Origin of the sequence: Jiangella ureilytica (assembly GCF_004348545.1) — a bacterium.
Classification (GTDB): domain Bacteria; phylum Actinomycetota; class Actinomycetes; order Jiangellales; family Jiangellaceae; genus Jiangella; species Jiangella ureilytica.
The window spans coordinates 89,679-100,928 of record NZ_SMKL01000016.1; the positions used below are offsets into that span (position 1 = coordinate 89,679).

11 protein-coding genes are annotated in these 11,250 nt (G+C 71.0%); all 11 read right to left on the minus strand.

Annotated features, from left to right (window positions below; translation table 11 throughout):
* Positions 1–31: 31 nt before the first annotated feature.
* Positions 32–397, minus strand: coding sequence for an FKBP-type peptidyl-prolyl cis-trans isomerase (locus E1212_RS09605; RefSeq protein ID WP_131981696.1), 366 nt, complete (start codon positions 395–397; stop codon positions 32–34).
* The gene (locus tag E1212_RS09610) at positions 397–1,518 is read right to left on the minus strand and encodes an FKBP-type peptidyl-prolyl cis-trans isomerase (protein WP_238992292.1); all 1,122 of its coding nucleotides are present in this window, start codon (positions 1,516–1,518) and stop codon (positions 397–399) included. The genes E1212_RS09605 and E1212_RS09610 overlap by 1 nt, the downstream gene beginning before the upstream one ends.
* Before the next feature lie 112 nt (positions 1,519–1,630).
* Complete coding sequence (pafA, locus tag E1212_RS09615; protein ID WP_131981698.1) at positions 1,631–2,992, minus strand: Pup--protein ligase; 1,362 nt, start codon at positions 2,990–2,992, stop codon at positions 1,631–1,633.
* 9 nt (positions 2,993–3,001) lie between these two features.
* Positions 3,002–3,736 (minus strand): proteasome subunit alpha, encoded by a 735-nt coding sequence (gene prcA, locus E1212_RS09620; protein WP_238992296.1) that lies wholly within the window; start codon positions 3,734–3,736, stop codon positions 3,002–3,004.
* A gap of 53 nt (positions 3,737–3,789) precedes the next feature.
* Positions 3,790–4,629 carry a proteasome subunit beta gene (prcB, locus tag E1212_RS09625; protein ID WP_131981702.1) on the minus strand — a complete coding sequence of 280 codons (840 nt, stop codon included), beginning with the start codon at positions 4,627–4,629 and terminating at the stop codon, positions 3,790–3,792.
* Entirely contained in the window at positions 4,630–4,839 is a 210-nt protein-coding gene (locus E1212_RS09630) for a ubiquitin-like protein Pup (RefSeq protein WP_131981704.1), read from the minus strand.
* Positions 4,840–5,053: 214 nt separating this feature from the next.
* On the minus strand, positions 5,054–6,565 hold the full coding sequence (gene dop, locus E1212_RS09635; RefSeq protein WP_131981706.1) for a depupylase/deamidase Dop: 1,512 nt from the start codon (positions 6,563–6,565) through the stop codon (positions 5,054–5,056).
* Between the two features lie 48 nt (positions 6,566–6,613).
* Positions 6,614–7,171 (minus strand): GNAT family N-acetyltransferase, encoded by a 558-nt coding sequence (locus tag E1212_RS09640; RefSeq protein ID WP_203416706.1) that lies wholly within the window; start codon positions 7,169–7,171, stop codon positions 6,614–6,616.
* 3 nt (positions 7,172–7,174) lie between these two features.
* Positions 7,175–8,200: a Gfo/Idh/MocA family protein gene (locus tag E1212_RS09645; RefSeq protein WP_131981708.1), complete on the minus strand. Its 1,026-nt coding sequence runs from the start codon at positions 8,198–8,200 to the stop codon at positions 7,175–7,177.
* A 91-nt stretch (positions 8,201–8,291) separates the two neighbouring features.
* The gene (gene arc / locus E1212_RS09650; RefSeq protein WP_131981710.1) at positions 8,292–9,977 is read right to left on the minus strand and encodes a proteasome ATPase; all 1,686 of its coding nucleotides are present in this window, start codon (positions 9,975–9,977) and stop codon (positions 8,292–8,294) included.
* A 125-nt stretch (positions 9,978–10,102) separates the two neighbouring features.
* On the minus strand, positions 10,103–11,035 hold the full coding sequence (locus tag E1212_RS09655; protein ID WP_131981712.1) for a tRNA (adenine-N1)-methyltransferase: 933 nt from the start codon (positions 11,033–11,035) through the stop codon (positions 10,103–10,105).
* Between the last annotated feature and the right edge of the window lie 215 nt (positions 11,036–11,250).

An 11,250-nucleotide genomic window follows, 5' to 3' on the forward strand; every position in this document is an offset into this window, starting at 1 on the left:
GACGGGAGTCCTCGGCGCTGTGCGGGCGCGGCTACTTCACGGCGAGCAGGTCGATGACGAAGATCAGCGTCTTGCCGGACAGCCGGTGGCCGCCACCGGCCGGGCCGTAGGCCTGCGCCGGCGGGACGACGAGCTGACGGCGTCCGCCCACGCGCATGCCGGGGATGCCGTCCTGCCAGCCCTTGATCAGGCCCTGCAACGGGAACTCGATGGCCGCGCCGCGGTTCCACGACGCGTCGAACTCCTCGCCGGACTCGAACTCGACGCCCACGTAGTGGACGAGGACGGTCGCGCCCGGGGTGGCCTCGTCGCCGTCGCCGACGGTGAGGTCGGTGATCTGCAGGTCGGCCGGAGCCTCGCCGCCGACGAAGTCGATCTCGGGGCGTTGCAGGCTCATCAGTAGCTCCCGATGACGTCGATGACCAGGACGAGCGGCGTGCCGGCGGTGCCGTCGGCCGCGGCGTTGTCGGCGGCCGAGATGCGGCTGACGACGCGGCTGCCGACCGTGGCGCCGGTGAGCGCGTCGGCCAGACCGGGGATGCCGGCCAGCTGCTCGGCGGCCAGGGTCAGGGGCGCCTGGCCCTCGTCCCACGTGGTGATGACGTCGGCGCCGTCGGGATAGGACGCCTGGACCATGTTGACCACGAGGTTCTCGCCGACCTCGTCGCCGTCGCCGGTGATGACGAGGGTGGAGTCGGACGTCTCGGGCGGGGTCGCGCCCTCGAAGTCGAGCGTCGGCGCGGCGCCCTCTTCGCCGTCGGTGACGGCGGGCAGGCCCTCGGGCACGTCGGTGACGGGCTCACCGGACGCGTGCGCGGCGGGGTCGATGGAGTCGACGATCTCGACCACGAAGACCAGCGTGTCGTTCTGCAGGTCGTGGCCCTCTTGGGCGCCGTAGCCCTGCTCCGGCGGGATCGACATCAGGACGCGGGAGCCGACGGTCTGCCCCGCCAGGCCCTCCTTCCAGCCCTCGATGACCTGGTCCAGCGAGAAGCTGGCGGCCGCGCCGCGGTCGTAGGAGTTGTCGAAGACATAGGGCTCGGCCTCGCCGGAGTCCTCACCGGAGCCGGAGTCGTCCGTCGCGTCGTCGGTCGCCTCGTCCTCGGGTGTGCTGGTGCCGCCGACGTCGCCCTCGGCGGGCGGCTCGGTCTCGGCAGGAGCCTCGGTCTCGGCGGGGGGCGGGGTCTCGCCCTCCGGCGGGGCCTCGCCCTCGGCCGGCGGCTCCATGGGGGCCTCTTCGGCCGGTGGCCGCGGGGCCCAGGTCTGGCCCAGGTAGTTCGCGACGACGACGTCGGTCTCGCCGACCTCGCGGCCGTCGCCCTCGTCGAGCACCTCGACCTGCAGATCCGAGGGCGGGTCCTCGTCGGGGATGGTGAGCGTCGGCTTCTCGCCCGGCGCGCCGGAGACCTCGACGCCCAGATCGGTCGACGCGGTGGTGTCGCCGTCGTCGCCGCCGCAAGCGGAGAGCGCCAGTGCGGACGACACGATCAGAGCGGCCAGAGCCTGTCTTCTGCGCACGGTGAACTAGTCCTTCATCTCTTCGCGGGCTGTCTGGAGTTCCGTTCGAAACGGCAAGCCTAGGCGCTGCACCTGAGAAGTACCTGAACGGGCTGCGGCAGGAAGCTTACGCTCACATGCCCTCGATGAGCCGGGCCACCCTCTCGTCCACCGAGCGGAACGGGTCCTTGCACAGCACCGTCCGCTGCGCCTGGTCGTTGAGCTTGAGATGCACCCAGTCGACGGTGAAGTCGCGGCGGCGCTCCTGGGCTCGCTTGATGAACTCGCCGCGCAGCTTCGCCCGCGTGGTCTGCGGCGGCACGGACTTGGCCTCGAAGATCTCGACGTCGCGGGCCACGCGCCGCACCTGCCCGCGCTTCTCGAGCAGGTAGTACAGGCCGCGGCCGCGGTGGATGTCGTGGTAGGCGAGGTCGAGCTGGGCCACCCGCGGGTGCGTGAGCGTCATGTTGTGCTTGGCGCGGTAGCGCTCGATGAGCCGGTACTTCGTGACCCAGTCGATCTCGCCCTCGACCAGCGAGAGGTCGGCGGAGTCGATGGCCTTGATGGTCCGCTCCCACAGCTCGAGCACCCGCTGGATGGCCGGGGTGGCCAGCTCGCGGCGCTCGACGAAGTCGCGGGCCTTGGTGAAGTACTCCTCCTGGATCTCCAGCGCCGACGCCTCGCGCCCCCCGGCCAGCCGGACCTTGCGGCGGCCGGTGAGGTCGTGGCTGATCTCGCGGATGGCCCGGATGGGGTTCTCGAGCGTCATGTCGCGCAGCCCCACGCCGGCCTCGATCATGCGCAGCACCAGGTCGGTGGCGCCGACCTTGAGCAGCGTGGTGCACTCGTTCATGTTGGAGTCGCCGACGATGACGTGCAGCCGGCGGTAGCGCTCGGCGTCGGCGTGCGGCTCGTCGCGGGTGTTGATGATGGGGCGGCTGCGCGTGGTGGCGCTGGAGACGCCCTCCCAGATGTGCTCGGCCCGCTGGCTGACGGCGAACACCGCGCCCCGCGGGGTCTGCAGCACCTTTCCGGCGCCGCAGATGATCTGCCGCGTGACCAGGAACGGGATGAGGACGTCGGCCAGCCGGGAGAACTCGCCGTGCCGCCCGACCAGGTAGTTCTCGTGGCAGCCGTAGGAGTTGCCGGCGGAGTCGGTGTTGTTCTTGAACAGGTAGACGTCGCCGGCGATGCCCTCTTCGGCCAGCCGCTTCTCGGCGTCGACCAGCAGCCCTTCGAGGACGCGCTCGCCCGCCTTGTCGTGCGTGACGAGGTCGATGATGCTGTCGCACTCGGGCGTGGCGTACTCGGGATGGCTGCCGACGTCGAGGTACAGGCGCGCCCCGTTGGACAGGAACACGTTGCTGCTGCGGCCCCAGGTGACGACCCGGCGGAACAGGTAGCGGGCGACCTCGTCGGGCGACAGGCGCCGCTGCCCGCGGAACGTGCACGTGACGCCGTACTCGTTCTCGAGTCCGAAGATGCGGCGGTCCATGCTTCGAGCCTAGTCGCCCGAACCCTCGGGACCGGCCGGTGCGGAGGTCTCGGAACCGCCACGGTCGAGCAACGAGTCCAGGACCGGCCCGCTGAGCCGCCGGAACGTGCGCCGGGGCCGCTCGCGATCGAGCACGGCGACCTCGAGCGACGACGGCGCCAGCTGCCGGGGCTCGTCGGTGTCGCGGCCCAGGGCGTCGACGGCCAGCCGCAGCGAGCCCTCGAGCGACGCACCGGCCGTGAAGTGCTCGCCCACGTAGCGGCCGACCTGCTCGGCGGCCCCGCCCATGACGGAGTAGCCGCTGTCGGCGGCCACCGAGCCGTCGTAGGTGATGCGGTAGATCTGGTCGTTCTCGAGCGTCTGGCCGACCTCGGCCACCACCAGCTCGACCTCGTACGGCTTCGGGTCCTGGGTGAAGATGGTGCCCAGGGTCTGCGCGTAGACGTTGGCCAGGGCCCGCCCGGACACATCGACGCGGTCGTAGGAGTAGCCGCGCAGGTCGGCCAGCCGGACGCCGGCCTGGCGCAGGTTCTCGAACTCGTTGTACTTGCCGACTGCGGCGAACGCGATGCGGTCGTAGATCTCACTGATCTTGTGCAGCGACGGTGACGGGCTCTCGGCGGCGAACAGGATGCCACCCGCGTACTGGATCACGATGACCGACCGGCCGCGGGCGATGCCCTTGCGGGCGTAGTCGGCCCGGTCCTTCATGATCTGCTCGGGCGAGACGTATCCGAACTGCATCGACACCGACTGGTCCTCTCCTGCGGGCTGTGGTGGTGAGTGGGGGCTGCGGGTCAGCGCACCGGGGCGACCGGGCCGTCGGGCCGGGTGTTGCGGCCGGCGACGACCTCTTCGACGATCTGGGCGACCGCCTGCTCGTCGCGCTGCCGGTAGCCGGCCTCGTCGACCACCGCCACGATGGGGTAGATGCGCCGCTGCAGGTCGGGCCCGCCGGTCGCGGAGTCGTCGTCGGCGGCGTCGTACAGCGCCTGGACGGTGACCGCGATGGCGTCGTCGACCACGAGGTCGTCGCGGTACAGCTTCTTCAGCGCCCCGCGGGCGAAGATCGAGCCGGAGCCGACGGAGAAGAACTGGTGCTCCTCGTACCGCCCGCCGGTGACGTCGTAGGAGAAGATGCGACCCTGGCCTGTGCCCTGGTCGTAGCCGGCGAACAGCGGCACCACCGCCAGGCCCTGCATGGCCATGCCGAGGTTGCCGCGGATCATGTGCGAGAGCCGGTTCGCCTTGCCCTCGAGGGAGAGCACGGTGCCCTCGATCTTCTCGTAATGTTCCAGCTCGAGCTGGAACAACCGGATCAGCTCGAGGCCCAGGCCGGCCGCGCCGGCCATGCCGACCGCGGAGAACTCGTCGGCCTGGAAGACCTTCTGGATGTCGCGCTGGGCGATCATGTTGCCCATGGTGGCCCGCCGGTCGCCGGCCATGACCACGCCGCCCGGGAATGTCGTGGCCACCAGTGTGGTGGCGTGCGGCGTGAGGCCGCCGAGCTCGGCGCCCGCCGGCAGGCGGTTCCCCGGCAGCAGCTCGGGCGAGTACTGCCGCAGGAACTCGGTGAACGACGACGTCCCCGGGTTCAGGAACTCCGCCGGCAGGCTGCCGATGCGCGACACATCCACTTACTCTCCACCCTTCTGCACGAACGACCGGACGAAGTCCTCGGCGTTCTCCTCCAGCACCTCGTCGATCTCGTCGAGGATGGAGTCGACGTCGTCGTCGATCTTGTCCTGCCGCTCCTTGAGCTCTTCGCTCGACTCGGTCGCCGCGGTGTCCTCGACGTCCTCGTTCTTCCGCGGCTGCTTGTGACCGCCGGTTGTCTCACGCGCCATGTCGCCAACCTCCACCTGGTCGCCTTGAGAACGACCCTATCCAGGAGTGGTGACATCGTGCCGCCCGGGGACACCGGATCGGGGCAGAGATTTTCCACTTACGCCGACAGCGCAACCCCCGCCGGCGGTCCGGCCGAACGAGCTGATCATGGTCGCCCGCGGTCGCTCAGGCGCCGCCAGGGACCATGATCATGGGATTGAAGGGGCCGGAACGTCAGCGGGAGGTGAGGCGGCTGACCAGGTCGCCGGCGGTCTCGCACTGGTCGAGCAGGTCGCCGACGTGGGCCTTCGTGCCGCGGGTGGGGTCGAGGGTGGGCACCCGCTGCAGCGCCTCGCGGCCGGGCAGGTCGAAGATCACGGAGTCCCACGAGGCCGCCGCGATGGACTCGGCGTACTTGTCGAGGCAGCGGCCGCGGAAGTAGGCCCGGGTGTCCTCGGGCGGGTAGTGCACGGCGTCGTCGACCTGCTGGTCGGTGACGACGCGCTGCATGCGACCCTTCGCGACCAGCCGCCGGTACAGGCCGCGCTCGGGCCGGATGTCGGCGTACTGCAGGTCGATGAGGTGCAGCTTCGGGTGCGACCAGTCCATGCCGTCGCGGTCGCGGTACTGCTGCAGCAGCGACAGCTTGGCCACCCAGTCCAGCTGGTCCGACAGCGACATCGGGTCGGTGGCCAGCGCGTGCAGCGTGGCCTCCCACCGGGCCAGGACGTCGGCCGTGACGGGGTCGACGTCGGCGCCGTAGCGGTCCTCGACGAACTTGCGGGCCTGCTCGGCGTACTCGGTCTGGAGCTGGACGGCCGTCAGCTTGCGGCCGTCGGCGAGCTCGACCAGGTGCGACAGCGTGGGGTCGTGCGAGACCTCGTGCAGCGCGCCGACCGGCCGCGACACCGCGAGGTCGCCGCCGAGGAAGCCGTCCTCGATCATGGCCAGGACCAGCGCCGTGGTGCCGAGCTTGAGATAGGTCGAGATCTCGGAGAGGTTGGCGTCGCCGATGATGACGTGCAGCCGGCGGTAGCGCTCGGGGTCGGCGTGCGGCTCGTCGCGGGTGTTGATGATGGGCCGCTTGAGGGTGGTCTCGAGGCCGACCTCGACCTCGAAGTAGTCGGCGCGCTGCGAGAGCTGGAACCCGTGCCCGCTGCCGTCCTGGCCGATGCCGACCCGGCCGGCGCCGCAGACGACCTGCCGCGACACGAAGAACGGGATGAGGTGGCGGACGATGTCGGCGAACGGCGTGCTGCGGTTCATCAGGTAGTTCTCGTGGCAGCCGTAGGAGGCGCCCTTGTTGTCGGTGTTGTTCTTGTACAGCTGGATGGGCTGCGCGCCGGGCAGCCGGCCGGCCCAGGTGGCCGCGACGCCCATGATGGCCTCGCCGGCCTTGTCCCAGATGACGGCGTCGCGCGGCGAGGTGACCTCGGGCGAGGAGTACTCGGGGTGGGCGTGGTCGACGTAGAGCCGGGCGCCGTTGGTGAGGATGAGGTTGGCCAGCCCGATCTCCTCGTCGGTGAGCTGGCTGGGGTCGGCGCCGCCGCGCGAGAGCTCGAACCCGCGGGCGTCGCGCAGCGGGTTCTCCTCTTCGAAGTCCCAGCGGGCCCGGCGCGCGTGGGCGCGCTGCGCGGCGTAGCCGTTGACCACCTGCGACGACGCCAGCATGGAGTTGGCGGCAGGGTTGCTGGGCACCGAGATGCCGTATTCGGTCTCGATTCCCATGATGCGCCGGGCACTCATGCATCGAGCCTACGGCAGCAACCGTCGCGGACCACGCCCGGCGGACCGTCAGGCCAGCACCAGCCGCATGATCGGGCGTTCGGGCGAGCGCCGCGCGACCTCGGTGAACCCGGCCCGCCGGAACGCGGAGTCGTAGCCGGTGCTGGTCGAGCTGGGCGAGACGGCGCCGTCGAGCGGGTAGGCCTCGACGGCGGGCGCCCCAGCGGCGCGGGCGTGGCCGACGGCGGCCGCGACCAGCGCCGACGCCACGCCCTGACGGCGGTGGCTCTTGCGGACGTAGAAGCAGCTGATGGCCCAGACGGGGACGTCGTCGACCCGCCGCAGCCGCCACGGGCCGTCCAGCGCCGGGACGGCGCCGCGCGGCGTCACCTGGCACCAGCCGACCGCCCGGTCCCCCGTCAGGGCCAGCAACCCCGGCGGCGGACCGGCCGTGACCACCGCCCGGAAGTCGTCGTGGTTCGCCGCGGGCTCACGGCCGCGGTACGCGGGCCCGATCCGCCAGGCCATGCACCAGCACCGGGCCGCCGGTCCCCCGCCGCCTGCGATGAGGTCCTCGAACGCCGGCCACAGCGCCTCGGTGAGCGGCTCGACCCGCAACCCGGCCATGGCTCAGCGCAGCGACACGACCGGCGCCGGCTCCGGATACCGGACACCCAGCCCGGCCAGCGCCTGGTCGAGGATGTCGGCGATCTCGACGGTGTGGGCGAGCGGCATCTCCGGGCACTCGGTGCGTCCGTCGCGGACGGCCTGAGCGACGGCGCGCAGCATGGGCACGTAGCCGCGGCCCTCCTTCTCCCACTCGAACGTCTGCGACTCCTCGATGCCGCGCCCCGGGGCGTGCACGAGCCGCATGGTGGTGGCGGCGTGGAACCGCGGCGGCACCTCGATGCGCCCCGTGGTGCCCATGACCAGCGCGGATCCGGGGATCGGCGAGATCAGCGAGACGTCGAGGTGCGCGCGGACGCCGTCGGGCCAGGTGAGGAAGAGCCCTGCCTCGCTGTCGACGCCCTGCTCGTTGAGGGTGCCGGTGACGGTGAGCGCCGTGGGCGCGCCCAGGAGCATCTGCGCGAACGCCACCGGGTAGATGCCGACGTCGAGCAGCACGCCGCCGCCCAGCGCGGGGTCCCAGAGCCGGTCGGTGCGGTCGGCAGGAGCGACGAAGCCCAGGTCGGCCGTCACCGCGCGGACGTCGCCGATGGCGCCGTCGGCCACCAGCTGCCGCAGCCGGACGATGAGCGGGTTGAACCGCGTCCACATGGCCTCCATGCAGAACACGCCGCGCTCGCGGGCCAGCTCGGCCAGCCGCGCCGTGTCGGCCAGCGACGTCGTGAACGCCTTCTCGCACAGCACCGCCTTGCCCGCGTCGAGGGCCTGCTCGACGACGGGGGCGTGCTGGGCGTGCGGGGTGGCGACGTAGACGACGTCGACGGCGGGGTCGTCGACCAGGGCGCGGACGTCGTCGTAGGCGGTCGTGGCGGCGTCGCCGAACTCGCGGGCGAACGTCCCGGCGCGGTCCAGCAGGCGTGAGCTCACCGCGGCGAGCCGGCTGTTCTCGAGCTGCCGGAGGTCGCCGGCGACGTTGTGGGCGATGGCGCCGGTGGCGACGACGCCCCAGCCGATGGTCCGCTCGGTCATGCCTGGAACCCTACGTGGGCCCGGAGTCGCCCGGAACGGCGGAGGCGCCGCCCCGCGCGATCGCGGAACGGCGCCTCGGCGGCCTCTGAGATCAGAGGTACTGGCCGGTGTTGGCCACGGTGTCGATGGAGCGGCCGGCCTCGGTGCCCTGCTTGCCGGAGATGAGCGTGCGGATGTAGACGATGCGCTCGCCCTTCTTGCCGGAGATGCGGGCCCAGTCGTCGGGGTTGGTGGTGTTGGGGAGGTCTTCGTTCTCCTTGAACTCGTCGAAGCACGCGGTGAGCAGGTGCTGCACGCGCAGGCCCTTGGAGCCGGTCTCGAGGAGGTCCTTGATCGCCATCTTCTTCGCGCGGTCGACGATGTTCTGGATCATCGCGCCGGAGTTGAAGTCGCGGAAGTACAGGACCTCTTTGTCGCCGTTGGCGTAGGTGACCTCGAGGAAGCGGTTCTCCTCGGTCTCGGAGTACATCTTCTCGACCGACCGCTGGATCATGGCCGAGGTGGTGGCCGCGGCGTCGCCGCCGTGCTCGGCGAGGTCGTCGGCGTGCAGCGGCAGGGTGGTCGTGAGGTACTTGCTGAAGATGTCGCGGGCCGCCTCGGCGTCGGGCCGCTCGATCTTGATCTTCACGTCCAGGCGGCCGGGCCGCAGGATGGCCGGGTCGATCATGTCCTCGCGGTTCGAGGCGCCGATGACGATGACGTTCTCGAGGCTCTCGACGCCGTCGATCTCGCTCAGCAGCTGCGGGACGATGGTGTTCTCGACGTCGGACGAGACGCCCGACCCGCGGGTGCGGAACAGGGAGTCCATCTCGTCGAAGAACACGATGACCGGCGTGCCCTCGCTGGCCTTCTCGCGGGCCCGCTGGAAGACCAGGCGGATGTGCCGCTCGGTCTCGCCGACGTACTTGTTCAGCAGCTCGGGACCCTTGATGTTGAGGAAGTAGGACTTGTGCTCGGAGATGCCCTTGAGCTTCGCGATCTGCTTGGCCAGCGAGTTGGCGACGGCCTTGGCGATGAGCGTCTTGCCGCACCCGGGCGGGCCGTAGAGCAGGACACCCTTGGGCGGGCGCAGCTCGTGCTCGCGGAACAGGTCGGCGTGCAGGAACGGCAGCTCGACGGCGTCGCGGATCTGGTCGATCTGCCGGGACAGGCCGCCGATGTCGGAGTAGTCGATGTCCGGAACCTCTTCGAGGATGAGCTCCTCGACCTCGGACTTCGGGACGCGCTCGTAGACGAACCCGGCGCGCGGCTCGAGCAGCAGGGAGTCGCCGACCCGCATGCCGGCGTCCTGCAGCGGCGACGCGATGCGCACCACGCGCTCTTCGTCGGTGTGGCCGATGACCAGGGCGCGCTCGCCGTCGGCGAGCAGCTCCTTGAGCATGACGACCTCGCCGACCTGCTCGTACTCGAGCGCCCGCACGACGTTGAGGGCCTCGTTGAGCATGACCTCCTGGCCCGGGCGGAGCTCGTCGAAATCGACGTCGGGGCTGACCGCGACGCGGAGCTTGCGCCCGCCGGTGAAGACGTCGACGGTGCCGTCGTCGTACTTGGAGAGGTACGTGCCGAAACCGGACGGCGGCTGCGCCAGCCGGTCGATCTCCTCCTTGAGCGCCACGATCTGGTCGCGTGCTTCTCGAAGGGTGGCCGCCAGCCGCTCGTTCTGGGCGTTCACCGATGCCAGTCGGGCTTCGAGGAAGGCCACTTCGCCGGCCATGTCGGACGGCTCGCGTCCGGGGCCGCGACGGCCATGATCGAAACCATCGTCATACGACGCCATCTCGCACCTCCTCGTAAGGGGGTCGTCTATAGCCAGACCTTACAGTCGCCGGGCCGGAACGCCATGCAGGAGATCAGCTAGTGACCAGATGTTGACTTCCGGTGCCGCCGCGCGTGGATTTCTGCTTACCCCAACTCTCCCGCTCCACCCTCGGTTCCACCCGCGTCGCGAGCCGTGCCGGCAGCGGCATCGGCGGTGGCATCGGCGGTGGCACCCGGCGCGGGGCGACGGCGGCGCAGCGGCGGGGTGACCCCCGGGGCCATGCGGCGCGCCGTCACCAGGAACCCGGTGTGGCCGATCATCCGGTGGTCGGGGCGCACCGCGAGGCCCTCGACGTGCCAGGTGCGCACCATGGACTCCCAGGACACCGGCTCGGTGAACTGGTGGCTCTCGCGGATGGTCTCGACCGTGCGCGACAGCTGGGTGGTGGTGGCGACGTAGCAGCACAGCACCCCGCCGGGCACCAGCACCTTGCCGGCGGCGTCGACGCACTCCCAGGGGGCCAGCATGTCGAGCACGACGCGGTCGACCTCGGTGTCGTCGAGCTCTGCCACGAGGTCGCCGACGGTCACCCGCCAGGCCGGGTGGGCACCGCCGAAGAACCGCTCGACGTTCTCAGCGGCGATCTTCGCGAAGTCGGCCCGCCGCTCGTACGAGTGCACCATGCCGTGCTCGCCGACGGCCCGCAGCAGCGACATCGACAGCGCGCCGGAGCCGACGCCGGCCTCGACCACCCGCGCGCCCGGGAAGATGTCGGCCATGGCCACGATCTGGGCCGCGTCCTTGGGGTACACGACCGCCGCGCCGCGCGGCATGGACAGCACGTAGTCCGACAGCAGCGGCCGCAGCGCGAGGTACGCCGTCGAGCCGGTCGACACCACGACCGACCCCTCGGGCGCGCCGATCAGCTGGTCGTGGTTGAACGATCCCTTGTGGGTGTGGAACTCCTTGCCCTCCTCGAGGGTGATGGTGTGGTGGCGCCCCTTGGGATCGGTGAGCTGCACTTGGTCGCCCACCCGGAAGGGCCCGGTGCGGCGAGACGATTCGGTCGCGGACATGCGAGTGAGGCTATCCGCAGCCACCGACACCCGGTCGGGTGGATCAGTGCGCCGGGGGGCCCAGGCGTTGGCCGGGGTGAGGGGTTGGCTCCCCGTGCCCCTGCTGCCCATTCTCTTGACCCCGGGCGCCCGCCGATCATCTCCGAGCACGGGCCGGGCTCCTCGCCGAGTCGCCCGGGGTGATGAGGTGGGCTCCCCGTCCCCCCTTGCTGCCC

Coding starts and splice junctions, on each gene's coding strand:
- E1212_RS09655 (WP_131981712.1), bottom strand. CDS start 11,035: ATGTCCGCGACCGAATCGTCTCGCCGCACCGGGCCCTTCCGGGTGGGC.
- E1212_RS09645 (WP_131981708.1), bottom strand. CDS start 8,200: ATGACCGAGCGGACCATCGGCTGGGGCGTCGTCGCCACCGGCGCCATC.
- E1212_RS09630 (WP_131981704.1), bottom strand. CDS start 4,839: ATGGCGCGTGAGACAACCGGCGGTCACAAGCAGCCGCGGAAGAACGAG.
- E1212_RS09605 (WP_131981696.1), bottom strand. CDS start 397: ATGAGCCTGCAACGCCCCGAGATCGACTTCGTCGGCGGCGAGGCTCCG.
- E1212_RS09640 (WP_203416706.1), bottom strand. CDS start 7,171: ATGGCCGGGTTGCGGGTCGAGCCGCTCACCGAGGCGCTGTGGCCGGCG.
- prcA (WP_238992296.1), bottom strand. CDS start 3,736: ATGCAGTTCGGATACGTCTCGCCCGAGCAGATCATGAAGGACCGGGCC.
- pafA (WP_131981698.1), bottom strand. CDS start 2,992: ATGGACCGCCGCATCTTCGGACTCGAGAACGAGTACGGCGTCACGTGC.
- dop (WP_131981706.1), bottom strand. CDS start 6,565: ATGAGTGCCCGGCGCATCATGGGAATCGAGACCGAATACGGCATCTCG.
- arc (WP_131981710.1), bottom strand. CDS start 9,977: ATGGCGTCGTATGACGATGGTTTCGATCATGGCCGTCGCGGCCCCGGA.